The sequence below is a fragment of the Pseudidiomarina donghaiensis genome (assembly GCF_900116895.1).
GTDB classification, from domain to species: domain Bacteria; phylum Pseudomonadota; class Gammaproteobacteria; order Enterobacterales; family Alteromonadaceae; genus Pseudidiomarina; species Pseudidiomarina donghaiensis.
This window is the reverse complement of the sequence record NZ_FPCF01000002.1, coordinates 179,126-204,360: the sequence shown is the minus strand read 5'-3', so window position 1 is coordinate 204,360 and position 25,235 is coordinate 179,126. Positions and strand designations below refer to the sequence as shown.

Annotated in this window: 26 protein-coding genes; 9 read left to right on the top strand and 17 right to left on the bottom strand. The window is 48.1% G+C overall.

Translation table 11 applies throughout. The annotated features are described in order from the left end of the window. Nucleotides 1-20: 20 nt before the first annotated feature. Entirely contained in the window at nucleotides 21-1,613 is a 1,593-nt protein-coding gene (locus BM334_RS06930) for an ABC-F family ATPase (protein WP_092839920.1), read from the bottom strand. Nucleotides 1,614-1,808: 195 nt separating this feature from the next. Here BM334_RS06930 and BM334_RS06925 point away from each other — a divergent pair, with 195 nt between their 5' ends. Beyond that, nucleotides 1,809-2,249, top strand: coding sequence for a DUF3015 family protein (locus tag BM334_RS06925; RefSeq protein ID WP_092839917.1), 441 nt, complete (start codon nucleotides 1,809-1,811; stop codon nucleotides 2,247-2,249). Between the two features lie 16 nt (nucleotides 2,250-2,265). Continuing rightward, nucleotides 2,266-4,107 (top strand): Lnb N-terminal periplasmic domain-containing protein, encoded by a 1,842-nt coding sequence (locus BM334_RS06920; protein WP_092839913.1) that lies wholly within the window; start codon nucleotides 2,266-2,268, stop codon nucleotides 4,105-4,107. A gap of 22 nt (nucleotides 4,108-4,129) precedes the next feature. Here the strand turns inward: BM334_RS06920 and BM334_RS06915 are convergent, their stop codons facing one another. Beyond that, complete coding sequence (locus BM334_RS06915) at nucleotides 4,130-5,224, bottom strand: threonine aldolase family protein (RefSeq protein WP_241970937.1); 1,095 nt, start codon at nucleotides 5,222-5,224, stop codon at nucleotides 4,130-4,132. A gap of 125 nt (nucleotides 5,225-5,349) precedes the next feature. Here BM334_RS06915 and katG point away from each other — a divergent pair, with 125 nt between their 5' ends. Further along, nucleotides 5,350-7,503: a catalase/peroxidase HPI gene (gene katG, locus BM334_RS06910; RefSeq protein ID WP_092839906.1), complete on the top strand. Its 2,154-nt coding sequence runs from the start codon at nucleotides 5,350-5,352 to the stop codon at nucleotides 7,501-7,503. A 45-nt stretch (nucleotides 7,504-7,548) separates the two neighbouring features. Here the strand turns inward: katG and BM334_RS06905 are convergent, their stop codons facing one another. Continuing rightward, nucleotides 7,549-8,214 carry a cupin domain-containing protein gene (locus BM334_RS06905; protein ID WP_092839902.1) on the bottom strand — a complete coding sequence of 222 codons (666 nt, stop codon included), beginning with the start codon at nucleotides 8,212-8,214 and terminating at the stop codon, nucleotides 7,549-7,551. Between the two features lie 83 nt (nucleotides 8,215-8,297). Here BM334_RS06905 and BM334_RS06900 point away from each other — a divergent pair, with 83 nt between their 5' ends. The 3 genes from BM334_RS06900 (at nucleotide 8,298) to BM334_RS06890 (ending at nucleotide 11,209) form a co-directional block, all read left to right on the top strand. Continuing rightward, nucleotides 8,298-9,434, top strand: a complete 1,137-nt coding sequence (locus BM334_RS06900; protein WP_092839898.1) for a DSD1 family PLP-dependent enzyme — start codon at nucleotides 8,298-8,300, stop codon at nucleotides 9,432-9,434. Nucleotides 9,435-9,439: 5 nt separating this feature from the next. Next, nucleotides 9,440-10,480: a bifunctional glycosyltransferase family 2/GtrA family protein gene (locus tag BM334_RS06895; RefSeq protein WP_092839895.1), complete on the top strand. Its 1,041-nt coding sequence runs from the start codon at nucleotides 9,440-9,442 to the stop codon at nucleotides 10,478-10,480. Between the two features lie 84 nt (nucleotides 10,481-10,564). After that, entirely contained in the window at nucleotides 10,565-11,209 is a 645-nt protein-coding gene (locus BM334_RS06890) for a glutathione peroxidase (RefSeq protein WP_198677364.1), read from the top strand. Here BM334_RS06890 and BM334_RS06885 read toward each other — a convergent pair. Further along, on the bottom strand, nucleotides 11,206-13,077 hold the full coding sequence (locus BM334_RS06885) for an NAD-binding protein (protein ID WP_092839892.1): 1,872 nt from the start codon (nucleotides 13,075-13,077) through the stop codon (nucleotides 11,206-11,208). The genes BM334_RS06890 and BM334_RS06885 overlap by 4 nt on opposite strands. Before the next feature lie 111 nt (nucleotides 13,078-13,188). Between BM334_RS06885 and BM334_RS06880 the strand changes: the two genes are divergently transcribed. Together BM334_RS06880 and BM334_RS06875 are read left to right on the top strand one after the other, a co-directional pair. Beyond that, nucleotides 13,189-13,992 carry a GNAT family N-acetyltransferase gene (locus BM334_RS06880; RefSeq protein WP_198677363.1) on the top strand — a complete coding sequence of 268 codons (804 nt, stop codon included), beginning with the start codon at nucleotides 13,189-13,191 and terminating at the stop codon, nucleotides 13,990-13,992. A 64-nt stretch (nucleotides 13,993-14,056) separates the two neighbouring features. Continuing rightward, nucleotides 14,057-14,959 (top strand): META domain-containing protein, encoded by a 903-nt coding sequence (locus BM334_RS06875; RefSeq protein ID WP_092839889.1) that lies wholly within the window; start codon nucleotides 14,057-14,059, stop codon nucleotides 14,957-14,959. Nucleotides 14,960-14,974: 15 nt separating this feature from the next. Here the strand turns inward: BM334_RS06875 and BM334_RS06870 are convergent, their stop codons facing one another. The 8 genes from BM334_RS06870 to BM334_RS06835 form a co-directional block, all read right to left on the bottom strand. After that, nucleotides 14,975-15,664: a dUTPase gene (locus BM334_RS06870; protein ID WP_092839886.1), complete on the bottom strand. Its 690-nt coding sequence runs from the start codon at nucleotides 15,662-15,664 to the stop codon at nucleotides 14,975-14,977. A 103-nt stretch (nucleotides 15,665-15,767) separates the two neighbouring features. Beyond that, entirely contained in the window at nucleotides 15,768-16,460 is a 693-nt protein-coding gene (locus BM334_RS06865) for a DUF799 domain-containing protein (RefSeq protein WP_092839883.1), read from the bottom strand. Continuing rightward, nucleotides 16,457-16,831, bottom strand: a complete 375-nt coding sequence (locus tag BM334_RS06860; protein ID WP_092839879.1) for a DUF4810 domain-containing protein — start codon at nucleotides 16,829-16,831, stop codon at nucleotides 16,457-16,459. Before BM334_RS06860 ends, BM334_RS06865 begins: the two co-directional genes overlap by 4 nt. After that, nucleotides 16,828-17,154 carry a hypothetical protein gene (locus tag BM334_RS06855; RefSeq protein ID WP_092839876.1) on the bottom strand — a complete coding sequence of 109 codons (327 nt, stop codon included), beginning with the start codon at nucleotides 17,152-17,154 and terminating at the stop codon, nucleotides 16,828-16,830. The genes BM334_RS06860 and BM334_RS06855 overlap by 4 nt, the downstream gene beginning before the upstream one ends. Then, a complete protein-coding gene (locus BM334_RS06850; RefSeq protein ID WP_092839872.1) occupies nucleotides 17,151-18,125 on the bottom strand; it encodes a CsgG/HfaB family protein in 975 nt (324 codons plus the stop codon). The genes BM334_RS06855 and BM334_RS06850 overlap by 4 nt, the downstream gene beginning before the upstream one ends. 90 nt (nucleotides 18,126-18,215) lie before the next feature. Continuing rightward, nucleotides 18,216-18,815, bottom strand: coding sequence for a 4'-phosphopantetheinyl transferase family protein (locus tag BM334_RS06845; protein ID WP_092839869.1), 600 nt, complete (start codon nucleotides 18,813-18,815; stop codon nucleotides 18,216-18,218). Between the two features lie 14 nt (nucleotides 18,816-18,829). Beyond that, nucleotides 18,830-19,462 (bottom strand): peroxiredoxin, encoded by a 633-nt coding sequence (locus BM334_RS06840; RefSeq protein WP_092839866.1) that lies wholly within the window; start codon nucleotides 19,460-19,462, stop codon nucleotides 18,830-18,832. Between the two features lie 21 nt (nucleotides 19,463-19,483). Further along, entirely contained in the window at nucleotides 19,484-20,380 is an 897-nt protein-coding gene (locus tag BM334_RS06835) for an MBL fold metallo-hydrolase (RefSeq protein ID WP_092839863.1), read from the bottom strand. A gap of 103 nt (nucleotides 20,381-20,483) precedes the next feature. On the opposite strand from BM334_RS06835, the gene BM334_RS06830 reads away from it, so the two are divergent. Next, nucleotides 20,484-21,233, top strand: a complete 750-nt coding sequence (locus tag BM334_RS06830) for a sulfite exporter TauE/SafE family protein (protein ID WP_177215049.1) — start codon at nucleotides 20,484-20,486, stop codon at nucleotides 21,231-21,233. On the opposite strand, the gene BM334_RS06825 is transcribed toward BM334_RS06830, so the two are convergent. From BM334_RS06825 to BM334_RS06805, 5 genes are read right to left on the bottom strand one after another with little or no spacing between them, the layout of a single operon-like run. Then, nucleotides 21,214-22,146, bottom strand: coding sequence for a YeiH family protein (locus BM334_RS06825; protein WP_092840055.1), 933 nt, complete (start codon nucleotides 22,144-22,146; stop codon nucleotides 21,214-21,216). The two genes, BM334_RS06830 and BM334_RS06825, sit on opposite strands and share 20 nt — an antisense overlap. Before the next feature lie 11 nt (nucleotides 22,147-22,157). Further along, nucleotides 22,158-23,030 (bottom strand): MBL fold metallo-hydrolase, encoded by an 873-nt coding sequence (locus BM334_RS06820; protein ID WP_177215046.1) that lies wholly within the window; start codon nucleotides 23,028-23,030, stop codon nucleotides 22,158-22,160. A 46-nt stretch (nucleotides 23,031-23,076) separates the two neighbouring features. Beyond that, nucleotides 23,077-23,619 carry a Tll0287-like domain-containing protein gene (locus tag BM334_RS06815; protein WP_092839860.1) on the bottom strand — a complete coding sequence of 181 codons (543 nt, stop codon included), beginning with the start codon at nucleotides 23,617-23,619 and terminating at the stop codon, nucleotides 23,077-23,079. A gap of 17 nt (nucleotides 23,620-23,636) precedes the next feature. Further along, nucleotides 23,637-24,164, bottom strand: coding sequence for a response regulator transcription factor (locus BM334_RS06810; RefSeq protein ID WP_092839857.1), 528 nt, complete (start codon nucleotides 24,162-24,164; stop codon nucleotides 23,637-23,639). Next, nucleotides 24,157-25,188, bottom strand: a complete 1,032-nt coding sequence (locus BM334_RS06805; RefSeq protein ID WP_092839854.1) for a sensor histidine kinase — start codon at nucleotides 25,186-25,188, stop codon at nucleotides 24,157-24,159. The genes BM334_RS06810 and BM334_RS06805 overlap by 8 nt, the downstream gene beginning before the upstream one ends. Nucleotides 25,189-25,235: the final 47 nt, after the last annotated feature.

Here is a 25,235-nt window from a genome sequence, read left to right as displayed (position 1 = left end):
CAAACATTGGCGCTTGCATATTAAGCTAGCGACAGTTGCTTCAAATAATCATCGTAGCTACCCGAGAAGTCGCGCATACCATGTTCGGTAAGCTCAATAATTCGGGTGGCTAATGACGACACAAACTCACGGTCGTGGCTAACAAACAACAGCGTACCGTCGTAGTGTTCAAGCGCAAGGTTCAGTGCTTCTATAGATTCCATGTCCAAGTGGTTGGTTGGTTCATCCATGATGAGAATATTTGGCCGCTGCATGATCAACTTGCCGAAAATCATGCGGCCTTTTTCGCCACCTGACAAAATGGTCACCGGCTTTTTAATATCGTCTTGCGAAAACAGCATACGCCCAAGTATGCCGCGCACCGCTTGCTCGTCATGGTGTGGCTGCTTCCACTGGCTCATCCAGTCAAATACGGTGAGCTTTTCTTTGAACCAGTCAGCATGGTCTTGTGCGTAATAACCAATGTTGACGTTTTCTGACCACTTGATCAGGCCGCTGTCAGCTGTATGCTGGCCCACTAAGCATTTAAGCAAGGTTGTTTTGCCGATACCGTTGGCACCCAAAATCGCTACTTTTTCGCCAACTTCAATCATGGCGCTGACGTTTTTTAGTACGTACAAATCGTCAAACGACTTATTCACGCCCTCCATTTCAAGCGCCAAGCGGTACAGCTTCTTTTCTTGCTCAAAACGAATAAATGGGCTGACGCGGCTAGAAGCTTTCACTTCGGCCAATTGAATTTTCTCAATTTGTTTAGCGCGTGAGGTCGCTTGTTTGGCTTTTGAGGCGTTAGCGGAGAAACGGCTCACAAATTGCTGGAGTTCCGCTATTTTTTCTTTCTTCTTGGCATTTTCGTTCAATAACTGCTCACGCGCTTGCGTGGCGGCAAACATATATTGGTCATAGTTGCCTGGGTACACCCGTAATTCGCCGTAATCAATGTCAGCCATGTGGGTACACACACTATTCAAAAAATGACGGTCGTGCGAAATGATAATCATGGTCGCTTGGCGCTCGTTAAGCACGTTTTCTAGCCAACGAATGGTGTTAATGTCCAAGTTGTTGGTCGGTTCGTCGAGCAACATAATATCAGGGTCTGAAAATAACACCTGAGCCAACAACACACGCAACTTTAAGCCCGGAGCTATTTCACTCATCAAGCCAAAATGCGCTTCTAACGGAATGCCAACGCCTAATAACAGCTCGCCCGCGCGCGACTCAGCGGTATACCCGTCCATTTCGGCAAAGGCAACTTCTAAATCAGCCACACGCATGCCGTCTTCTTCACTCATTTCGGCCATGCTATAAATACGGTCGCGCTCGGCTTTCACTTGCCATAACTCTTCGTGGCCCATGACCACCGTATCCACCACACTATGTTGCTCATAGGCAAACTGGTCTTGGCGCAGTTTTCCCACGCGCATATTAGGTTCAATAGAAACATTGCCTGCAGACGGCTCTTGCTCACCGCTAAGAATGCGCATGAAGGTTGATTTGCCGCACCCGTTTGCGCCAATCAGGCCGTAGCGGTTACCTTCGCCAAATTTTACAGAAATGTTTTCAAAAAGAGGTTTTGCACCAAATTGCATGGTGATATTTGCAGCAGAAATCACGTGTGTACACCCGAACAAAAAATAGGCGCGTAATCTACGCTGTTTGGCGACAAATTACAAAGGCTATTACGACCCAATTTTTTAATTTATTTTCATTTATTTAACATGTTATATTGATGTTACTCGATGCCTTCGCGGGAAGCCAAGCCGAGTTTTACCGTTTTATCAAAGACTAATAATTAGGGAATCTAATTCATGAAAAAATTATCATTAGCACTAGCTTCTGCTGCAGTTCTTCTTTCTGTTTCTCCACAGGCTGAAGCCGAAGTTAATCCATGGCAACAGTGCGGTATTGGCGCCATGATTTTCCCCGATAACGGCGCAGCTGCCGCAATCTCGAACATTATTTGGGATTTGGGTACAACGGCTGTTACATCGGCAACGGTTTCTGAAGATACTTGTAAAGGTGCTAGTGTTGCTACTGCCATGTACATCAATGAAAACTATGAGCAAATTGAAACTGATTTAGCTATTGGTGAAGGCGAGCATTTGAATGCCATGTTAGACATGCTTGCTCCTGCTAATCGTGACGAGGCAGTTGCTGAATTACGTCGCTCTTTGCAAATTGAAGCTGACCTGCCTGTAGTCAAGAAAGCTGAAGCTTTATACCTACGCGCTATCGCTTTCGCTAGCTAAGCTGCTGGGGCAGTTCATGTTGAAAGCTATTAGACCCGCTCTGTTAGCGGGTCTTTTTATCTGTCTTCAAGGCTTGACTTTAGGTGCAGCAGCAGCTGGTGAAATTGCGGCTTCACACCGCGAGTTTGCGCAACAACGGCTGTGGCTGAAGCTACTACAGTATAATAGTGACGGTGTTAGCGAAATTAAGAATGACAGTTTCTTTTTCGCAAGTACTGGTCGCACAGATGCTCTTGCTGAGTTGAATGCAACAATGACTGCATTCGCTCAACAACCGCAAAATATCTGTTTGTTCCCAGCTCGCCACCAAGCGCTCGTTGAGGCGAAGTTAGTCGAACCATATAATTATCAGCAATGTAGCGAGTTTCAAGAGTGGTTAGGCACTGACTCAGTGCAGTCAATTACGTTAGTTTTCGCTGATGGCTATTTAAAAAATCCAGCGTCTTTTCACGGCCACCTGTTTTTGCGAATTGATTCCAACAGTCCCGGTACCGGCAACTTACTAGATACAAGCCTTAATTTCGGGGCTGTTGTTCCCGATGACGACGATCCAGTGACTTATATTGCCAAAGGTTTATTTGGTGGTTATCAAGCTCGATATTCCGCTCAACCCTTTTATCGTCATAACCTTTCATATGGCGAGGTTGAATTACGAAATTTATGGGACTACCAGCTAGCTTTTTCCGCCCAGCAAGCACAGCTGCTCGCAGCTCACTTATGGGAGCTCTCTCGTACCGACTATCAGTATTTTTTTACCAGTAAAAATTGCGCCTATTATGTCGCCCGCGCGATTGAGGTGGTCAGTAACAACAATCTAGTCGACCATAATGAATGGACCGTATTACCAACCGATATCGTGAAGCGAGTACATCAGTCTGACGAGCAATTGGTTCTAAGTATTTCTGCCAAACAAAGCGCTCAATCAAGTTTTCAATCACAATTTCATCAACTTAGTGTGCTTGAACAAACGGCTGTTAGAGCTTTGGCTACCTCACCTAAGCAAACGCCCGCTAGCTATGAGACCCTAACGAAAGCACAGCAAAAACGTGTTTTGATCACGTTAAGCTCTTATTTTACCTTCTTAGAACGTCAGCAACCCGATGACCCAACCGCAAAGCAACGCAAAGCAAAAGTACTTCGTGCGCTACTTGCTTTTGAACCTGGCAATACGTTAAGCGTAAGCGTAAATAGTGAGCCACCTCACCTTAGTCAGCCGGCAAATTTAGTCCGCTTAAGTTATCGCCATTACCAGCGGCAAGGCTCCGCCTATTCGCTTACTTTGCGCCCAAGCTTTTACGATCGCTTGCAACCTTCAGCGGGGAAGCTCCCGAACTCGGCGCTTTCAATGGGCGAGGTAGAGTTAGTTGCTATTGACCAAAAGCTTGAGGTCGAAAGGATTTGGCTGCTTAATATAGAGGCGCTAAACGTGAGTAGCACTGGGCTTGCTCATGATGGCGGTATGTCTTGGATGATTCGAGCCGGAGCCGAGCGACGCCGTTTGCGCGCATCACAACCTAAGCTCGCAAGTTTCGTTGAGGCCGGTATTGGCAAGGCATATCAAGTGGGCTATTTTACGCCGTACGCCATGTTCCAAGGCCGAATTCACACCCCAGAACTCAACACCGACAAGCATAATGTTACGCTGAATATGCGCGCAGGTATCGAGTTCGATTTTGGCCAACAAAAAGGCTATTGCGAGATACAACAGCCCGTGAGTGTCACCAGTTCGTTAAACAAACAATCGCTACAAACGACCTGTGCAGCGTCTTTATTTCACACAAACCATAGCGACCTTCGTGTGATGTTTTCCAAACAAAATGAGCATGTTGCCCAGCTTGGTTGGTCTTGGTATTTCTAGTCACGGCCGCAGCACTATTGTTTTACTTAATCTGGCTCATTAGCTTAGCTAGCTGTTGCGCCCAGAATGCTTCGGGGCGCTGCATAGCATTGCGCCCGACACTAATTTCAAAAATACAATTGCCGTTTTCTGTTGCACGAGGCAGCGGTAAAACAATGATACCCTGTGTTTCAGCAAAATTAACAATAGCAGCGCTAATGACTTCCATTTCACCCTGAATATGCAGATGAAACATTGCCGATTGGGGCTGCTCTGGATTTACCTTCACACCATCAATCTGTCCGAGTAACTCCCCAAGCTTTTGCGCATAAACAACGGCTTTATCTATTGCCGCTAGGTTTTCTTGCATACCCTGCTCGGCTGCCAAAAGGTATGGATAAACGGAAATCAAATTGCCACCGGCGCGCCTCGCCCAAATGCGCGCTTCAGCGATAAAGTCTTCAGGCCCCGCTAAAATGGCACCAGCAATGCCGCCAATATCTTTGTATAAACTTACGTAAACAGAGTCCGCCAAGTCGCAAATTTCAGCTAGTGAACGCTGGTAAGCCGCTGGACAGTGCCAAAGCCGAGCGCCGTCAAAATGCACAGCAATGTCATGTTGTCGTGCCCAAGTAACCTGGGCCTGTAAGTCGTCCCATTGCGGCAATTGCCCGCCTATTTCGCGCATAGGCAGCTCAAGCACTAGCGCCGCTAAACTTGCTGGCGATATCTGTTGCAAGTCATCTAAGTGAATAGGGGTGTTTGGCTTTCCGACAAGGTGCCCTTCAAGCCCCCACAACTGCTGATACCCGTCATGTTCGTGAAGCACCAAATGTGACGTGGGGTGCAATGCGACGGCGTTTTTCCTGCGCTGCAAACAATGCAATTTAAGCGCCAACGGCTGCGCTAAGGTGCCACTAGGAAGAAACAATGCTGCAGGTTTACCGAGAGTTTTTGCCAACTTTTGTTCAAACGCTTCGATTAATTCACCGCGCCCATAAACATCCGACTCCACTAGCCCCTCGGCGCGATCAGCTAGTGTTCGCAAGGTTTCAGACATGCTTCTACTTGGGTGGCGTAAAATAGACCACTGTGCGGTTCGAGCTGCCGCAGTATAAGCCTTACGTATATTTTCCATGATCACGCTCATTTGTATCGGAAAAAACTATTAACACGGTCGTTTAATTAGCTTTTACTAAACTAACAATAGGGTCTAAGGTTAATACATCAAATCAGTAACATAAAGCTTGAAGGAGCTTATCAATGAGTGATTCAAAAGCAGGAAAATGCCCAGTTATGCATGGCGGCAATACCGCCATGGGCAAATCAAACATGGACTGGTGGCCTAACGCGCTGAATTTAGATATTTTGCACCAGCACGACAGCAAAACAAACCCGCTTGGGCCCGACTTTAATTACGCTGAAGAACTGAACAAGTTAGACGTTGAAGCCCTAAAGCAAGACCTGAAAAACTTAATGACCGACAGCCAAGAGTGGTGGCCAGCCGATTGGGGGCACTATGGCGGTTTAATGATCCGCATGGCGTGGCACGCTGCAGGTTCATATCGTATTGCTGATGGCCGCGGTGGCGGCGGCACGGGTAACCAACGTTTTGCCCCGCTTAATTCGTGGCCAGATAATGCCAACCTAGATAAAGCCCGCCGTTTGTTATGGCCGATTAAGAAAAAATACGGCAATAAAATAAGCTGGGCTGACCTCATCATTTATGCCGGCACCATGGCCTACGAGTCTATGGGCTTACCTGCTTATGGTTTTGCCTTCGGCCGTGAAGATATTTGGCACCCAGAAAAAGACATCTACTGGGGTTCAGAAACCGAGTGGTTGGGCAAAACACGCTACGCTGACAAATCAAGTGACAGCCTAGAAAACCCGCTTGCTGCAGTGCAAATGGGTTTGATTTACGTTAACCCTGAAGGCGTGGATGGCAACCCCGACCCGCTAGCCACCGCAAAAGACATGCGCACCACCTTTGCGCGCATGGCTATGAACGATGAAGAAACTGCCGCGCTTACTGCCGGTGGGCACACGGTCGGTAAGTGTCACGGTAACGGCCGTGCGGAAAATTTAGGGCCAGACCCAGAAGCGGCAGACGTTGACGAACAAGGCTTAGGTTGGGTGAACCATAAAACTCGCGGTATTGGCCGTGACGCCGTAACCAGTGGTATTGAAGGAGCTTGGACAACGCACCCAACGCAATGGGATAACGGCTACTTCTACTTGCTATTTACTTATGATTGGGAACTGAAAAAAAGCCCAGCCGGTGCATGGCAATGGGAACCGATTAACATCAAAGAAGAAGACATGCCGGTTGATGTTGAAGACCCAAGCATTCGCCGCAACCCGATTATGACCGACGCCGATATGGCGCTAAAAATGGACCCTGAATATCGGAAAATTTCAGAGCGTTTTTACAATGACCCTGAGTATTTTTCTGAAGTATTCGCGCGCGCTTGGTTCAAGCTAACCCACCGCGATATGGGCCCTCGTGCACGTTACATTGGCCCTGACGTACCGCAGGAAGACTTGCTCTGGCAAGACCCTATTCCGGCCGGTAGCAAAGATTACGATGTGGCTGCAGTAAAAGCGAAAATTGCCGACACTGGCTTGTCTATTAGTGAACTCGTTGCTACTGCTTGGGACAGTGCGCGCACGTTCCGTGGCTCTGACTTGCGCGGCGGCGCTAACGGTGCACGTATTCGGCTGGCACCGCAAAAAGACTGGGAAGGTAACGAGCCTGAACGCTTAGCGAAAGTATTAAAGGCCCTAGAGCCGATAGCCCAAGCCGCCGGCGCCAGCATTGCTGATGTAATTGTGTTAGCCGGCAACTACGGTGTTGAGCAAGCAGCCAAACAGGCAGGCTTTAGTGTTGAGGTACCTTTTGAGCCCGGTCGTGGCGACGCCACCGCCGAGCAAACAGATATTGAGTCTTTTGAGCCGTTAGAGCCGATTCATGACGGCTTCCGTAACTGGTTGAAAAAAGATTACAACGTGGCGCCGGAGGAGTTGTTACTAGACCGCGCCCAGTTATTGGGCTTAACCGCACCAGAAATGACCGTGCTCATTGGTGGCATGCGGGTGTTAGGCACGAACTTTAGCGGCAGCAAACATGGTGTGTTTACCGACAACGTTGGCCGCTTAAGCAACGACTTTTTCGTGACCTTAACCGACATGAATTACAGTTGGAAACCAACTGGCCGTAACAGCTACGCCATTCAAGATCGTAAAACTGGCGACACCAAGTACACTGCCAGCCGCGTGGATTTGGTGTTTGGTTCAAACTCGGTGCTACGTGCCTACGCAGAGCTATACGCACAAGACGATTCACAACAGAAGTTTGTGAATGATTTTGTGAAAGCATGGACGAAGGTGATGAACGCCGATCGGTTTGACATTTAGTCAGCGGATAGCAAACAAGAGCCCGGCTTTTTACGCCGGGCTTTTTTATAGCGAATCGTAAATCACCGGCAAATGCCCGGTCTTCACGTAAATTATGGTTTCTTGCTCAACATAAGGCGTGTGTTTACTGGCATGCGGACTACGCAGCCAAGTGCCTGGTGGGTAGCGTCCATGCTCGTCAATAAATTCACCGCTAAGCACTAATATTTCTTCGCCGCCAAAGTGGCGATGCGGTTTAAATACCTCGCCAGCTGGCCACTTCACCAAAGCGCAATGTTCCGTTTCAAAGCTATGCAACGGCATAACCTGCAAGCCCCCTTGCCCCTGTAGCCAAGGCGTGGTCTTGGTATCAATACGCACAACCTGACGGTCTACGGTGGCAAACTGGTGTAGCTTCACAAACAGCACACAGCCGTCGCGACTAAAGGGCGCATGGCTAGAACCCGGCGGGTTACGAATGTAAGTGCCAGCTGGGTAATCACCGTTTTCATCGGAAAACACACCTTCAAGCACCAGTATTTCCTCACCGAGCGGGTGCTCGTGGGTGTTAAATTTGGCACCCGCTGCATAACGCACAATACTTGTTGCACGACCCCGCTCAGCTTCTTCGCGCTCTAACAACTTACGCTCAACGCCTACCGCTGGGCTTGCTTGCCAATCTTTGCTTGCGGCGCGTACCACAACCTTTTCGGAAAAATCCATATGCAGCATGGAACCACATTCCTTTTTGCTTATTTACGTAATCAATAATACTCTGAATGCCATCTATTTGATCAACCAAGAAGATAACTGCTATGCCAACATCGAGCCAGTGGCTAAACGATGAACAAACACCATTTTTATTGATTGATGAAGTGCGCTTTGCACGCAATGTGGGCCGTTTAGCCACTCGAATAAATCAACTGGGTTGCCAATTGCGGCCGCATTTAAAAACCTTGCGCTCGGTAGATGCCGCGAAATACATACTGCCAAATTTTCACGCACCAGCAACGGTGTCAACATTGGCGGAAGCCGAAGCCTTTGCACAAGCGGGCTGCACCGATTTGCTGTATGCCGTTGGCATTGTTCCCGCTAAGCTTGCTCGGGTTGCAGAGCTTATTCATAGCGGCGTGAAACTGCACATCTTGCTGGACACCGAAGCCCAAGCCCAGGCGGTTATTGACTACCAAAAACACCACAATGTGCCGTTTTCGGTGTTTATTGAAATAGACTGCGATGATCACCGAGGTGGTTTAGCGCCGCAAGACCCGCAAATTCTTGCTATTGCACAATTGCTGCATGACAACCAAGTAGCGCTGACCGGTTTAATGACCCACTCCGGTGGCTCTTACAACGCTCATAATAGCGATGAAATTCGCCAAGCTGCTGAGCAAGAATGCCATGCCGTAAAAATTGCAGCACAACAACTCAAGGCGCAAGGGCTGACCTGCCCTGTGCTGAGCGTTGGTTCAACGCCCACCGCTCATTTTGCTGAAGACCTTGACGGTATTACCGAAGTTCGCGCTGGCGTTTACACCACCTTTGACCTTGTCATGTACAACCTTGGGGTGTGTCAGTTGAATGATATTGCCATGCACGTGGTAACCGCGGTGATTGGTCATAACGCTGCAAAAAACTGGCTACTCGTTGATGCCGGCTGGATGGCATTGTCACGTGATCGCGGCACCGCGAAACAGCACTGTGACTATGGCTACGGCTTGGTTTGTGACGACATGGGCCAGCCATTAAGTGGTTGCCATGTCACACAAGTGAACCAAGAACATGGGGTTATTGAGTTGCCTGATCACTTAACTGTGTCGCAGTTTCCTGTCGGTACGCAACTGCGAATATTACCCAATCATGCCTGCGCCACAGCGGCCATGCACCAATCATATACCGTGCTAAAAGCAGACGGTAGCAAAGCGGTTTGGCCGCGTATTTTAGGATGGTAACCTGCATGCCCCAGCACCCAGAAAACGTCTTACCTGCACTGATTATTCCAGCCTACAACCCAGACCAACGCTTGGTCACCGTGGTTAATGCGTTGCAGCAACATAGCTCGGCTTTCTCCAAACTCGTCATTGTCAATGACGGCAGTGAGTCGTCAGCTATTTTTGGCACCATAACGACCCACCCAAACCTTATTGTACTTAGCCACCCGAACAATCTCGGTAAGGGTGCAGCCTTGAAAACTGGCTTGCGTTGGGTACAAGAAAATTTGCCGAATTGTAGCGGGGCCGTAACCGCTGATGCCGACGGCCAGCATTTACCCGACGACATTATTAAAGTAGCCAAAGCTTTTGCAAAGCACCCACAGGCTCTTTGGCTTGGTTGTCGCGACTTTAAAGCGAAACATATTCCGTTTCGCTCATGGCTTGGGAACACGTTTGCGCGCTATACCTTTGCGCTTGGTTTACGCATTAAAATTCCTGACACCCAAACCGGGTTGCGGGGTATTCCTAGCGCAGTATTTGATGAGCTTGTGCAGTTGCCGTCCAATCGCTATGAGTTTGAACTCGATATGCTCATTGTCGCGAAGCGTCGCGACCTAAGATTTCAGTCTACAACCATCACCACCGTTTATGAGCCGGGCAATACCTCAAGTCATTTTAAGCCGCTACAAGACTCCATTATTATTTATAAGAACTTTTTGAAGTTTTCGGGGGTTGGTATTGCGTCTGCAGCGCTTGATTACGGCTTATTTGCCTTGGTATACGGATTTACCGGCGAAATTTTACTAGCCTTGGCGTTAGCTCGCTTAGTTTCTGGGGTTTTCAATTTCACCCTCAACCGCCAATGGGTATTTAAGCAAGGGGGATCGTTGCTAACCGATGCGACCAAATACACCGCGCTTGCAGCCACACTCGTGCTTTGTAATTACGGGCTAACCAAAGGGCTAACTTGGGTTGGTATTTCACCGTTTATTGGGAAGCCCATTGCCGAAATTGTCGTATTCTTGCTCAGTTACGGTTTACAGAAGAAACTTGTGTTTCGTTAAGTGATCGTTTTGGTGTGAGGTTGACTATAATTATTCGTCTCACTCTCTATTTCTAAATAAACGTGCCAATAAAGGAAAGCAGCCATGCCACAAACCGTTAAGAAAACCATGATGCGCCGTATTACCTTGGTGCTTGCGTTGGTTATAGGCGCATTCACTTTATACTTTGCTGTTCCAGGCCAATCTGCCAAGCACATTATTCCGGCCGCGAACGCTAGCGACAGCTTCACGGATACTCAGCAAGGCTGTTTAGCCGTGTTTGACGAGCGTATGCGCGCCCTCCACTCGAAAGACACTCACGACTTGTGCGAGCTCACTAAAGGTAAGGTAGTAATGGTGGTGAACACGGCGAGCCAGTGCGGCTACACCGGTCAATTTGAAGGGCTTGAAGCACTCTACCAACAATACAAAGATCAAAACTTTGTCATTTTAGGGTTTCCTTCAGACAGCTTTAAACAAGAGCACAGCGATGAAGAGAAAACGGCCGATGTATGCTTTGTTAACTTTGGGGTGACATTCCCTATGATGGCAACCACACCGGTGCTTGGTAGTGACGCAAACGCGGTATTTAAAAGCTTAAGTGCCGGCGCACAAGCCAGCCCGCAATGGAACTTTCACAAGTACGTGGTGAGCGCTGATGGCCAGAAAATTTCAAGTTTTGCCAGCAAAGTTGAGCCGTTAGATGCGCAAATTACCAACACCATTGATAGCTATTTAAAGCAAAACTAGATTTCGCTCAGCACAAAATACTGCTGTACATACGGGTGGCGCAGTAACACCGGCATCACCCGTATAATCACCTCGTCTTTAAGCACTTCTTCAGGTGCCAATGCGTCAAACGGAATCAGCGTGTTATTGAGCTTCAATGACTTGTCGTTGCTGGCGTGAAACAACCAACCATCAACCAAACGCTCATTGGCAAAACGCGTGTGCTCTAGGCGCAGCAAGGCATCAATATGGTGCTCTATAGCCTTGTTTAGGTTCGCTAACACGCTTTCAGCAATGCCGGGGGCGTCGTCAGGCACTCGACGGCGCAAGTGAAACCCGAGTTCACGTAGTTTTATGAATATATGGTCACCACTTTGGCGACTTGATGCGCGGAAGGCTTCCGGTAAATGCATCAGCCACTCGTCACGGGCTGCCTGTTCAACCTGGTGTAGGCGTTGCTCAAATTCTGGCTGTAAATGCTCGTGCCGCGCTTGCAATGGCGGTTTCGTGAATATGGCTTTATAGGCACTGTGCACTAGCAAACCAAAAATATCGGATAATTCGCCAGGATATTTTTCACTGCTATCAAACAAGTCGTTCAACGCATGAAACCAGCACACCTGTGTTAACGCCGGCCCATAATGGGCAACCGAGTTCTGTACTTTGGTTAGCGACTCAAAAACACTCCCAGCAATACATGTCACCATGCGGGTAGACACGTTGAGTGCCTTGGTCACTTGGCATAAGCGCACGGTTTCGGTAATACCACAATAATCATCCGGCTCCATCATATAGGCAACATGAAGCGGCAGCCCCTGCTGCTGGTGAATTGCCGATCGAACAATTTCCACCGACACACCATTGCTGCCGGTATTGACGAAATGCAACTGGACATTTGGCGTTACCCCACCAAACTCGGGCTTAGCTTGAGTCGCGCCCAATACCGGGTGATTCAACAAAAACTGGTTGTAATGATGCTCTGAGCGGCCAAACCAAGTGACATACAGGCGCTGCGCTGTTAATAGTGCATTCTGTTTTGCTAACTGTAATACCAGCGCTTCAGAATCAGCGCCTTGCCCTAGTACCGCAACATGAATGGGCTCGGGCTGTTGCAAGGTTGAAGCCAAGCGCATGGGGTAGCGCTTACTTAACTCACGCGCTTTTTGCTGGGGCGCTGAAAACCACAGTAATTCTGCGCGGCGCTGATAGTTTCGAAATAACGCTTCTTCGGTAACCACATTCAGCACCTCATGGGCCTCAATATTAATCACCAAACGCGGCGGCTTTTTAAAATGACTCAGTTGCTCTATAACTTTGCGGGCAACAGCCAGGTTGCGCTGATCGTCACCGGTAAAAACATAAATAGTTTCAGCATGCTGCAAGCGCAATTTACGCAGCAACAGGCTGTTGTTCACGTCATGTTGCAAAACCAATGCACCGGCATAGCCGGCAATAGTTTGGGCGTATTGCCCTTCAATATTTTGCTCAACCGCAAGTATGGAGTGCTGGCCCTTAGTCGCTAGGTTTTTAGCCACACTGGCAGCCATTTTGCCCGCCCCTAAAAACACATGACGCCGCGGCCGCACCACAACACGAAGTAATTGCCATTGCACACCTGCAGCGGCACCTAATAAACTCAGCAATGCTGCCGCCGGAAACAAGGGCAAGGTAAACGCGGCGACCATCAGCGCCCAGTTGTTTCCTTCAAAGACAAAGTCGGGGGCGTCTACCAAGAGTAGCTTTAAAGTGCCATATACGCCTTGCAGTAAGTTATTGCCATGTGCCGCAAAGCCATACATACCTATACCAAACAACACCGCAAAAGCTGCGCTTGCATATAACGTCAAACGCAGTGTATTTACGGTTAATTTGTGTTCCGCTTGGCCCATAACAATCACTCTTTAAATAAGAAAGGCAATGACTATTGGTATTTTGTATTGCTTTGTATAGCATAATTACATGCTCAACAGAACGTTACCTAAATCTTTGTAGGCAATTACATGAACGAACATACACAGGTCAAACTTTTAAAGTCGGTGATGATTACCGGCGTTACGCTGCTTATTGTTGGGCATATTGTTTTGGCGACCACCTTTGCCAGCGACGACATTGGCCACCAAGGGTTCATTTTGGGGGCGGCACTTAGTGCGCTTGGTGTCATTATGTCGCTGCCCACTAAGATTTACCTAACCTTAGTGCTAATGTCACACGAAGAGAGCACCAACGACAATTACCTTCGCTCTGCTGACGCACAGGCTTTACGTAAGTCATCGGTTGCGCACGTTCGCACAGCCACCGAGGACGACGCTGAGCACCTTGCCGAACTGGCCCAACAAACGTTTGTAGAGGCTTTTGGCGCGGATAATAGCCCTGAGAATATGCAAGAATACTGCGCAAGCCATTTTAGCCAGGCTATACAATTAAACGAAATTAATGACCCACAGCGCCTAACAATGCTGGCAACTCATGAGGGACAGTTGATAGGTTTTGTGCAGTTGCGTTTTGGCGCGGCGCCGGCATGTGTTGTCGCCGACAACCCAGCCGAAATTCAACGTCTATACGTACTTGCTCAGTGGCATGGCCGCGGCGTCGCGCATGACTTAATGCGAACCGCTCTGCAGCGTATTGAACAACAACATCATGACGTTGCTTGGTTGGGCGTTTGGGAGCACAATCCGCGCGCCATTGCGTTTTACCAAAAATACAACTTTCAACCGGTTGGGGAACATAAATTTCAACTTGGCGATGACCCCCAACGCGATGTCATCATGAGTTTAGTGATGAATACCACCATAAAAAATTGAATTCTGCGGCCGCAAAAGAGTCATAGCTGGTATATGTTGTTTGTTGTAAGCCAAGGAACCGTTCATGTTGTCACGACGTTTGTTAACTGGCGCTGTTGTCATCAGCACTCTTGTTGCTGCCTGTAGCCCAAGTGATCAGAATAAAACTGTTCTATATAACTGCGGTGTGCAGCCCATTACGGCCGAGTTTACCGCCAAACGGTTAACCTTAATTATTAACAACGAAACGCTCTTGTTCTCCTCTGAACCCACAGCTTCAGGGGCGCGTTACTTCAACCCAGATCACAATGCTCAATTTTGGACGAAGGGCAACGAGGGCCAACTTGTTATCGATGACAATGTTTACCCTCTATGCATTGCTGCCGGCTCTTTACCACAGCAATTCAGCGCCCGCGGTAATGAACCCTTTTGGTTATTGCAACGCAAAGGGCCTAACGCCTCACTGCGTCGCCCGGCCGGTGATCGGGACTTCACCCAAGTTAACGTAACCGACACCGTTGAAGACAACCGTTGGCTGGTACAATTGGACAACGACTCGGTATTGGCGTTAGAGCAAAAGGTTTGTGTCGACAGTATGTCGGGCATGCCCTACCCTTATGTCGCTAAGCTGACCCACAACCAGCAGGAACTTACGGGGTGTGCCGGTGAGCCTCGGCAGTTGTTGGCCGGCGCCACGTGGCAATTACAAGGTAGCAACTTATCAAAAGCCCCAACCCTGACCTTTATGAATGACGGAAAAGTTCACGGCTTTGCCGGCTGTAATCAGTTTTTTGGTGCTTATCGACTTACCGGAGAAGGCTTAGCGTTTGAGCGCATGGCTGCCACCAAAATGATGTGCAGCCCCGCAGAAATGGCCATTGAAGATACTTATTTACAGCAGCTTTCGCAGGTTCGTAGCTTCGGTGTCGAAACCAATCAGTTGATACTCCAAGGTGCTAATAAACAATTGGTATTCCAACTTCCGTAGCTAAACGCAGCTCAACTAAGAGCCAGTCGTTCCACCTATGTGCTCGTCGTAGTAACTCATTAACAAAGTTTGCGCATAGGTTAAGGGGTGCTCAGCTGCAATAACTTGGCCTTCGTGCTCACCTAGCAGCGCTATCATAACCTCGTTATCTTCGCGGCCTTGCCACATTTTTATGTAAGTACCTTGCTTGTAGCCTCGTTGTTGGCGCAAGTTATTCAGCGCATTTTTGCCAACATAAGTTAAGTACACGGTGTTCGCATCGCCGTAGGCATCCACCAAAGCAGCCATTAATTTGACGAAGAACTGTTGACCACATTGCAGCGGTTTTTGTGCCGAACCGTCAGCTGCAAGTGCCGCAATCAACTCTTTTCCATCAGCCATCGACTCGTTTGCTTTAGCAGCGTGCAAAATTAATTGCGCAACCGCTTCAGCCGGCGCTTGATGCTTGGCGTTGTAGGCATTTTCAATGGCGTCTGAAATGGCGAAATGCAAAATATCAATCAGCTCCATATTGGCTTGCGCCCAATCTGGCGTCTGCTTTTTCCACCACTTGTAGGCGGTGTGCTCAAAGTATTCACCAAGCTCAACCAAAATGGCTTTAATATCATCCCGTTTTACTTGCGGATTTTCTGGGTACGAAGGGTCAATGACTTGGTTAAACGCAATTTGCATGTCAACTAATTGACGGGCTTGTTCTGGGCTCATAGGTTTCTCACCGTGTTCGTGTCGTTGTTGAAAGGCAGATTACCATTAAAAAAGCGCGCTTTGAATGAGCGCGCTTTTTATTTTCTAACTCACCAACAGGTGTTTAATTTGTCGTTGGAGTTTGTTTCGCATCAGTAGCTACTTGCTTATAGTATTTGTCGTAAGCTGGGCTGTAAGGCCCTGGTGGCAAGCCGGTTCCTATGCCATTAAACACTTGACCATTGGCCGTTCGCGTTAAAGGCAAGTAATTTGGCGCCGCACGTTCAATTGCTGCTGTAATTGCCATGGCAACCAGGTCAGCTAATGGGTTTCCGGTGCTGTTTTGTTGTTGCGGTGAATAAGCCAGCTCTTTGCGCGCTTGCCATAACAGCTGCCCAGAGCTATCAACAATTTTGTACTCAAAATCAACGATCGTTGTTGTTGCCAACAATACATATTCTGAAGTCCACTCATGTATGGTGACATACAAAATAGCATCTGCACCAAATAGCGCAGCTAAGCTTTCTGGTGGTGCAGCATGCACTTCTGCCGGTTCGTAATAACCTTCACCTTCGAGCAACACTTTCACAGTGTTTACCGGAAACGTGTAATACCCTTTTTCGGCCAGTGAAAATGGCAACGTCGCGAGCACTGAGGTTGGCGCCATAACATCAATGGTTTCGTTTTTCACTGGAGCAATCAACAAAGAACGTAATTTACGTTCATGCAACGGCTCAAGGTAACTCAAATCGGGCTTTGCCACACAACCAGTTAGCGCAACCACCACGAACAAGCTTTGAATGATTAACTTCTTCACTTTGCTTGCTCCTGTACTGCTTGCTCACGGGCATTGAGGTTACGAATTAACATATTCATCAACGGCTCACTTTCTGGCCACACACTAAGCTCTAGTTCATAAAAGCGAATTGCTGCCTTGGTATCACCCTTTTCCAACATAAAAGTACCGGCCTCAGCAAATAATCCTGGCGCAACTTTCTTGGTATTTTTGGTTTGCGATTTTTCTAAAAAGACCATGTATGCAGTGAGCATTTCTTCTTTGACTTCTGGCTCATGAAAATATGCAAACAAGGTGTCTTCGTAATTTCCCCATTGATATAAATGATTGTTGGTCGCACAGCCTGCTAGCAACGCCGCTGCGCAAACGCAGCCAATTAATTTCAACTTCATGGGTTATTGATCTCCAGAGTACGGTGCGTTTGTTCGCTAAAATAATGTTGTTCTGAATAGATAGTGTCATTGCCGCGGCGTATTTCAATGCGATGCTCGCCACTGATCAATTCAACCGACTTGTTGGGGTATTGATACTGTTCAAGTGGGCCATAAGAAACACCATCCACCCACAAACTTAACCCAGTGCTGTCGGACACGTTAAAACTTACCGTTGGCGCGTCATTCACAATGGTGGTCATTTTTGTTGGGTGCTTCGCACAGCCGCTCAGGCTGACCAGCGTGACCAAAACAGCTACCATGATTAAAAAGTTGCGTTTCATTGTTTCAACTCCTGAACTTCTAAGGCATCAACAGCATGGCCTTCAATACTGCCGGAAGTAATGGTACCCATGGCACCTTGGTCAAGCTCTGAGTTACCGAACAAAGAGGTTATTTTTAGCTCGGCTACTTTCTCGCCGGGCAAGCTAATGTACGAGCCAGTTGTTTTAGACTTAATACGTTTGCCTTTCGTCATCACCGCAAAGGTCATGCCGGGCTTCACCCCTTGGCTTTCACCCCCGCTAATGAAAACCTGGCCTTCTTCAACGGCTAAAATGTCTGCTGACCATGGCTTCTGTAACAACATGGCTGTCATTTTTTCCACTGCAGCATTAACCGCTGCACCAATAGCTTGGTCATTTAAGCTACCGTCATAGCCGGCCACCGAACCAAACCCCATGGTACGCGACTGCTCAAGCGATGAACTGCCAGTGCCAGAAACCGATGCGATAATTTGACCTGTCTTCGTATCAACTAACCGCAAGTCTACCGTTGCTGTCGCTTCTTGCTTTGCACTGGTTGAAAAGAACCCGCGTTCACCCACGTTAGAGCGGCCAAACTCAGTTAATGAACCAACGACCAATGTGTCAACGCCGACTATTTCGGCGGTTTGTGCCGTTAAATTTTGTTCGGCTTGCAACGCAGCTATGTCAGGACGTTCAAAAATCTGGAATTTGTTCGTATTCGCAATAGCTTGGGTGAACATGTCAGATATTTTCTGATCTTCACGACCTTGCGTCGCCTCTCGCAATAAACTGCGTCCGTAATTAGTTTCATTGCTTAAGCGGCCAACTGCAATTTTGCGTTTGAGCGCTAATTCGACCGGCTGCTCGGCAATAACTTGCTGTTGTGCCTCTAATTGCTGCTGCTTGTTAACTGGTGGCTGACTTACTTGAGGTTGAGGAGACTGACTGGCACAACCGGCCATAACCAATGCTGACGCGATTGCGCTTATTATGAATTGTACTTTCATCGCTTTTTATCCTTGTTGAGATCGGACAAAAGTATAACGGCTTTAACTTTTTTTCAATGACTTGAAGCGAAAATTCCAACTGTTTTACGTTTAAAAATCAGCTTTATTTAAGATGAGGTTACTGCATTGTGAACTATAGCAGCACAATATGAATTGTTGCTCAGTGTGATGAACAGACTGTTCGCCATAATCAACTACTGGTCGTTTGAGGGTATTAAGGAGCAAGCCTTGCTCAGCTTTAGTGACGGCTTCAGCTAGGGTCCAGCGCTGATAGAACTGTGGCCAGTTTGTAGCGTCAACATCGGCAAAAAAGCCATGCTGATATTGCTTCACTAACTCGGCTAAGCGTTTTCGAGGCTTAATAAGCTCAACGTCAACGCCCATCACAAATTCTGGGCTAGCCGCGACTAACACAGCACCTTTAGTATGACTTATGGAGCACTGCCAAACTTGTCCGCCCACAGTTAAAAGCGGCGCACCGTTTTCTTGACGAGTAATTGCCACGGCGCCAGCGGCGCAATGCCAAGTTTGGCAAACCAGCCAACGCAATAAGCCACGCCCAGCAAGGTATTGCTGCTGGCGTGGCAGTTGACGGTAAATTTGCGCCGCTTCACGTTCGGCTTGCGTTACCCACGCCTCAAGCGCGGGCAACAAGGTGTCAAAGTCTGTCGAGTAAGCGGTCGCAATCATTCATGGTTAGCTAGTTATTTGTTTACGCTAGTGTAACGCAAATAAGGTTTAACCGTCTTGAACCCTTGTGGGAATTTTTTCTCAGCGTCTTCCATCGACACGCTCGGTGGAATAATCACGTCGCCGCCTACCTGCCAGTCTGCGGGGCAAGCCACGCCGTATTGATCACCAGTTTGCAGTGCGTCGATCACGCGCAGAATTTCAGTGAAGTTGCGGCCAACTGCCATTGGATAAGTCATGGTTAAACGAATTTTATGATTCGGGTCAATAATAAATACTGAGCGTACAGCTGCAGTTTCGCTTTCGCCGGCATGAATCATGTCATACAACTGCGCAACCTTTTTGTCTTTGTCAGCAACAATTGGGAATTGCAAATTCGTGTTCTGAGTTTCGTTGACGTCGTTAATCCAACCTAAGTGTTCCTCAACGGTATCCGTAGAAAGACCAAGTGGCTTCACGTTACGCTTTTCAAACTCACCAGCTAACTGAGAAGTACGACCCATTTCGGTAGTACACACTGGGGTATAGTCGGCTGGATGGCTAAAGAAGAACACCCATGAACCTTTTGACCAATCATGAAAGTCAATTTCACCTTTGGTGGTGTCAATTTTGAAATTTGGTGCGATATCGCCAATACGTAATCCCATGTTTTATTCCTCTTGTGTTAATTAAAACTTGTTTGCTGGTATTTTGAAGTACGATGCGCCATCAGCCTCTAGTTCAGGCAATTTTCCAGCGCGTAAGTTCACTTGCAGCGCGTGTAACATGCGGTCCGGTAGCGCCAACGTCGCATCGCGCTCATCACGTTGTTGACGATACTGCGCTTCGCTAACTTTTCCTGCAAGATGAATATTTTCTAACTTATGCTGTTTTACTGTGGCTTCCCACTGCGGGTCACGACCGTCTTTACCGTAATCATGCCCCACAAACAGCCGTGTTTCATCGGGTAAGCTCAAGATTCGTTGCAAACTTTCCCATAAATCTTTTGCACTACCACCTGGGAAATCAGCACGCGAGGTGCCACTGTCTGGATACATAAAAGTATCGTGCACAAAAGCAGCATCACCAACAACATAAGTAATTGAGCCTAAAGTGTGCCCCGGCGATAACCAGACTTGCACATCAAGCTCACCAATTTTAAAGGTATCTCCCTCACTAAACAGATAGTCAAAATCTTCCGCTGGTGCGAAGGTATTAGGTAAATTATAGAAGGTGCTCCACAACTCTGCGATGTCCTGAACTTTCTTGCCGATAGCATTTGGTGCACCGGTTTTTTCCTTTAAATATGCAGAGGCCATCATATGATCAGCGTGTGGATGAGTATCAAGTACCCACTGAACCTTTAAATTATTCTGCTGCACTAATTCAAGCACTTGATCAGCACTGCTGAAGCTTGTGCGCGCCGACCGAGGGTCAAAATTTTGCACCACATCTATCAGTGCCGCTTGCTTGGTCGCAGGGTCAGCCACGACATATTGAATAGAACCTGTATCAGCTTCATAAATACCCCAAACGTCGGGTGAATTAGCGCCGTTTGATGGGCTAAAGCGAACGATGTTTTTCATAAAGCCTCCTTATTTCGTATATTACTAAAGTAAGTGGTAAGATAAACAAACGCAAGGTAAAGTCAGCGATTAGGGTCATCGGTTTTTTCAAAGGACATCGGTCATGATTCAAGCATTAATTGGTGCGGTACTTATCGGTGTAAGTCTCGGGATATTTGGTTCAGGCGGTTCGATTTTGACCGTGCCTGTACTACTGTACTTAGCAAAAATGCCCGCCAACATAGCCATTGCTTCGTCGTTATTAATCGTTGCTTTCATTAGCCTGTTTGGTGGCTTATTAAGCGCGCGCAAAAAAATAGTGTCATGGCGCCATGTGTGGCTGTTTGGTGTCCCCGGCATGGTTGGCGCCTATGGTGGCGCATGGCTTGGCGCAACGGTAGACACCCGAATTCAATTATTGGTGTTTGTGGTGTTAATGGCCATTGCTGCGGTGATGATGTGGCGTGGTCGTCAAACGACCAAGGCAGCCAGTGAGGTTAAAGTATTCCGGGTAATTATTGATGGCCTTGTGGTTGGCGCTATTACCGGTTTTGTGGGCGTCGGTGGCGGCTTCTTAATTGTGCCGGCTCTAGTTTTGCTAGGTGGCTTACCAATGATTTTGGCTATTGGCACCAGCTTAATGATTATTGCACTGAAATCATTTGTTGGTTTTGCCAAGTATTACAGCGTGCTGACCGAACAAGGTTTGACCTTTGATTGGGGTGTCATTGGCATGATTACCGTGGCAGGTATAGTGGGCAGCTTTGCCGGCGCTTGGATAAGCGCGCGCTTGCCGCGCGAGAAGCTGCAAAAGGCCTTTGCCGTATTCTTAATGATTATGGCGGTGGTGGTGCTTAGTCAGTCAGTATTGTAAGCCACCCAAGCGACAGCAGCGCAATGAACACCCAAAGCACCACAGCAAGCAGCAGCGGTCGTGGCCCTGCTGCACGCAAGCGGCTAATGGTTATGCTAGCACCAACCAAATACAAACTTAGTACGAGCAGCTTTTTACCCGCCGAAAACGCGGCGTTATATAGTTCAGCAAATTGCGGCAAATAAGTGGCAATGATCATGGCTGCAATATAACCGCCAATAAACCAAGGTACGGTTAACTTGGTTTTTGTGCTGTCGCCAGAAAAGCGCTGATACACCAGTGCAGATAGCAAGGCCACCGGAATAATCCACAAAGCGCGAGCGAGTTTTAAGGTGGTTGCCGTTTGTAAGGCTTCGTCGCTATAAGCTTGCGCAGCACCGACCACTGAAGACGTGTCATGAATAGCAATTGCTGCCCAAGCGCCAAATAGTTCGTCGCTGAGCCCCAAAGCGCGGCCAATGACTGGAAACACCAATAGTGCAATGGCATTTAAAGTAAATACGCTCGCCAATGCCAAGGCCATTTGGTCACTGCGGGCGCGAATAGCAGGCCCTACCGCTGCAATGGCGCTACCGCCGCAAATTGCCGTGCCGGAGCCAATTAAATGACTGGTTGAGGTGTCAACCTTAAACGCTTTACCTATTAACAGCGCCGCAATGAGGGTGACCGCAATGCTAACCACCATGAGCCCCAAATAGTTGCCGGTGACTTGCCATGCAACATCTAGCTGCACACCAAAACCTAGGGCGACAATAGCAACGGCTAATAGTTTTTTGGTCCACGCATTGGTGTTTACGGCCGCGGGCACCCAGTTAAAGCTGGCCATAAGAAAGCCAAGAACGAGCGCAATGGGTGCGCTTATCCAAGGTGTTAACACTGCTAGCGCACCTAGCCAAAACAAAGCAGATGTCATGTGTGCCATCTTCACAGTTGATTAATGGGCAGCTTCAAATAAACCTTACCGTCAGCGTCGGCTGGCGGCATGTTGCCTGCGCGAATGTTAACTTGTATTGATGGTAAAATTAAGCGCGGCATGTCAAGGGTCGCATCGCGTTCTTCACGCATTTTAACAAATTCAGCTTCGCTTACCCCGTCATGCACATGCTTGCTATGTTTACGCTGCGCCGCCACCGTGGTTTTACACTCGTGTTCGCGGCCCTCGGGCGGGTAGTCGTGACAAATATAAATTTCTGTCGCTTCAGGTAGTGCCAAGATCTTTTTAATTGACCGGTACAACGTCGTCGCACTGCCACCAGGAAAGTCACATCGGGCGGTGCCGACATCAGGCATAAACAAGGTGTCGCCGACAAACACCTTGTTGCCATTAACGATGTAACACAAGTCAGCTGGCGTATGGCCCGGCGTATGCATGACAGCAAAGTGCATGGAACCAACCTGAAAAGTCTCGCCATCAGTAAACAAATGATCAAATTGGTGGCCATTTGGCAAAAATTCTTTTTCTAAGTTAAATACGTCTTTAAAAATCTGCTGTACGTCTTTAATGTGCTCGCCAATGCCAATTTTGCCGCCCACCTGCTCTTTTACAAACGGCGCAGCCGACAAGTGGTCCGCATGGGCGTGGGTTTCTAACACCCACGTAACTGATAAGTTCTCGGCTTTCACAAAGTCGACCAAGCGCTGCGCACCATTGGTGTGAGTGCGCCCCGATTTGTAATCAAAATCAAGCACTGGGTCAATAACCACGGCTTGACGTTCGGTTTCGTGGTACACCACATAGCTGAAAGTTTCGCTATCGTCATCAAGAAATGCTTTTACTTGAACGGCATCGGTAGCCATAACAATCCCCTTGTTTACGTCTTGTATTTGCATCTTACTAGCTATCTTATTCGGCAATCCAACGAATTAAAAATGAACCGCGTAAATCACCCACTTCAAAGCCTGTGGCTTGATCATTCGGATATTTTTGGGCAATCGCACGGCTAACCTCAGGCTTAATGTTACTGCCGTGGCACGCCGCACATTGCGGCGGCATTGGAATAGCGCGCATGTAATGCTGCTCGCCATTGCTTGCTGTAAATAATACTTCCGGCACTGTATTTGGATCTTTTGCCAAACGTGCTTTAAAATAGTCCATCACTGCTTTGTGCTCACCCATGGGGGCATTGTCCGGGTTGCGAACTCGCAATGCGGTACGCCCAACCACTGCGTTATTGCTTTTACTTAGCCCTTCGGCAATGACTGGTGCTCGTTCATTACATACGGCAATTGCATGCACTGGGCCTTCTGCTTGCATGGCTGCCATAAGTTCAGAACTTAACTGCTGCTGCAGTTCCATTGCTAAATGTCGCGATTGCTCGATGCGCTGCTGCTCATCGGCCAGAACCGGAGTACATAGTAAAAATACAATAGGAATAAGTCGTTTCATGTCACTCTCCTTTGCGCTCACTCTTTTATTGGTGAGTGCTTACTTAGCTTGCGTTGCAAGGTGCGACGGTGCATACCTAAGGCGCGAGCCGTCGCCGAAATATTTCCATGGTGTTCATGCATCACCCGCTGAATGTGTTCCCATTCAAGTTGGGCAGGTGATAATGGCTGCTCGCTCAGTTCGGTTTCTTGATGTACATCAGCTGCCAAGCTATTGAGCAGCACTTGTGTTTGTATAGGCTTAGCCAAATAGTCAGTGGCGCCCGCTTTAATGGCGGCCACCGAGGTAGCGATGCTGGCGTAACCCGTTAAAACCACTAAATTATCAGGCTTAAACCGTTGATTTAACGGCTTTATCAACTCTAGACCGTTAGTTTCACCAAACTTAAGATCTAACAAAATATGTTTAATTTCAGGAAATTGTGTGCTGTTTAGTTCATCTAATGTTGCGACAGTCACCACCCTAAAACCGGCTCGCTCTAGTCGGCTGCGCAAAGCCTGCAACAACTGAATGTCGTCATCAATAATTAATACCGTATCAGTCATGTTCAGGCTCCACCACTTTGGTAACCGGCAAACGCACTTCAGTTATCGTGGAGGCCTGTTCTGCACGCCAACTGACGTCGCCATTAAAACGTTCAAAGGTCGCGTAACTCAGCATGGCCCCTGCTCCTACGCCACGGCTACTGGGCAATAACTCTTTACCTAAACCGCGCGCTTTAAGTGCATCTAATGGGGTGCCCTCGTTACAAATTGTCATCTGCCAATAGTCGTCAACGCGAGTCGTACTCACATCTATTTTGCTATCTAATGGCGCGGCATCAGCGGCATTATGAAGTAAGCTTAATAATGCCGGAATAAGTGTCCTGTCAGCATGAACCACCCAGCCAGGGTATTCATTGTCGTGCCAATCGACGCGAATGTCAGGGCGGGCAATCAGCAACGCATCGCGCACTTGCTGGACCAACTCATTCACTTGAATTTCGAGCACTCGATTAACCCGCACATCCTCGGCAACTTGTCGCCAGTCCAACAACAAATTGTGAATACGTCGTATTTGCTGCTCGGCACGCTGCAAGTCTTCATCGTTCGGGTAACGTTGCCGCGCATCTTCAAGCATAAATTGTATGGTTTGAATAGGCGTTGCCACTTCGTGGCTAAACTGTGCTGCGGCGGTACCAATGGTCACCAATTGTTCATCGCGGTGCTGGCGTTGATGCAAGGCGCGAATAGCTTGTTGTTGTCGCACTATACGTATGCGCAAAATATGCAGCGTGACACCAAGCAGCAAAGCGGCGAAAACTTGACCATAAACCATTGCCCTATAATGGGTATCCATTTGATGATGAGTAGGTAGCGGCGCTTGTAGCTGCAGCAACTGCCCTAATACGCCAACCACCATAACCAACCAAGCTAACCGAAATGGCAACATCAGCATTGCCGCAGCCATGGGCACCAGTATTAATACGGCATAGGGGTTCGTTGCAGCTCCGTTCAGCCAAATAAAACTATTGGCAATAAGCGTTACAAGCAACAGTATGGTCGCTGCCAAAATATCCCGTATGGTCACGTGGTTTAGCTCCTTCTTAAGTACCTCTTAAGTATGCATCAGTTTGT

Excerpts from the sequence above, each read along its gene's own strand:
- BM334_RS06925 (WP_092839917.1), top strand. The coding sequence starts at position 1,809 with ATGAAAAAATTATCATTAGCACTAGCTTCTGCTGCAGTTCTTCTTTCT.
- BM334_RS06920 (WP_092839913.1), top strand. The coding sequence starts at position 2,266 with ATGTTGAAAGCTATTAGACCCGCTCTGTTAGCGGGTCTTTTTATCTGT.
- BM334_RS06915 (WP_241970937.1), bottom strand. The coding sequence starts at position 5,224 with ATGGAAAATATACGTAAGGCTTATACTGCGGCAGCTCGAACCGCACAG.
- katG (WP_092839906.1), top strand. The coding sequence starts at position 5,350 with ATGAGTGATTCAAAAGCAGGAAAATGCCCAGTTATGCATGGCGGCAAT.
- BM334_RS06905 (WP_092839902.1), bottom strand. The coding sequence starts at position 8,214 with ATGCTGCATATGGATTTTTCCGAAAAGGTTGTGGTACGCGCCGCAAGC.
- BM334_RS06900 (WP_092839898.1), top strand. The coding sequence starts at position 8,298 with ATGCCAACATCGAGCCAGTGGCTAAACGATGAACAAACACCATTTTTA.
- BM334_RS06895 (WP_092839895.1), top strand. The coding sequence starts at position 9,440 with ATGCCCCAGCACCCAGAAAACGTCTTACCTGCACTGATTATTCCAGCC.
- BM334_RS06890 (WP_198677364.1), top strand. The coding sequence starts at position 10,565 with ATGCCACAAACCGTTAAGAAAACCATGATGCGCCGTATTACCTTGGTG.
- BM334_RS06885 (WP_092839892.1), bottom strand. The coding sequence starts at position 13,077 with ATGGGCCAAGCGGAACACAAATTAACCGTAAATACACTGCGTTTGACG.
- BM334_RS06880 (WP_198677363.1), top strand. The coding sequence starts at position 13,189 with ATGAACGAACATACACAGGTCAAACTTTTAAAGTCGGTGATGATTACC.
- BM334_RS06875 (WP_092839889.1), top strand. The coding sequence starts at position 14,057 with ATGTTGTCACGACGTTTGTTAACTGGCGCTGTTGTCATCAGCACTCTT.
- BM334_RS06870 (WP_092839886.1), bottom strand. The coding sequence starts at position 15,664 with ATGAGCCCAGAACAAGCCCGTCAATTAGTTGACATGCAAATTGCGTTT.
- BM334_RS06860 (WP_092839879.1), bottom strand. The coding sequence starts at position 16,831 with ATGAAGTTGAAATTAATTGGCTGCGTTTGCGCAGCGGCGTTGCTAGCA.
- BM334_RS06855 (WP_092839876.1), bottom strand. The coding sequence starts at position 17,154 with ATGAAACGCAACTTTTTAATCATGGTAGCTGTTTTGGTCACGCTGGTC.
- BM334_RS06850 (WP_092839872.1), bottom strand. The coding sequence starts at position 18,125 with ATGAAAGTACAATTCATAATAAGCGCAATCGCGTCAGCATTGGTTATG.
- BM334_RS06845 (WP_092839869.1), bottom strand. The coding sequence starts at position 18,815 with ATGATTGCGACCGCTTACTCGACAGACTTTGACACCTTGTTGCCCGCG.
- BM334_RS06840 (WP_092839866.1), bottom strand. The coding sequence starts at position 19,462 with ATGGGATTACGTATTGGCGATATCGCACCAAATTTCAAAATTGACACC.
- BM334_RS06835 (WP_092839863.1), bottom strand. The coding sequence starts at position 20,380 with ATGAAAAACATCGTTCGCTTTAGCCCATCAAACGGCGCTAATTCACCC.
- BM334_RS06830 (WP_177215049.1), top strand. The coding sequence starts at position 20,484 with ATGATTCAAGCATTAATTGGTGCGGTACTTATCGGTGTAAGTCTCGGG.
- BM334_RS06825 (WP_092840055.1), bottom strand. The coding sequence starts at position 22,146 with ATGACATCTGCTTTGTTTTGGCTAGGTGCGCTAGCAGTGTTAACACCT.
- BM334_RS06820 (WP_177215046.1), bottom strand. The coding sequence starts at position 23,030 with ATGGCTACCGATGCCGTTCAAGTAAAAGCATTTCTTGATGACGATAGC.
- BM334_RS06815 (WP_092839860.1), bottom strand. The coding sequence starts at position 23,619 with ATGAAACGACTTATTCCTATTGTATTTTTACTATGTACTCCGGTTCTG.
- BM334_RS06810 (WP_092839857.1), bottom strand. The coding sequence starts at position 24,164 with ATGACTGATACGGTATTAATTATTGATGACGACATTCAGTTGTTGCAG.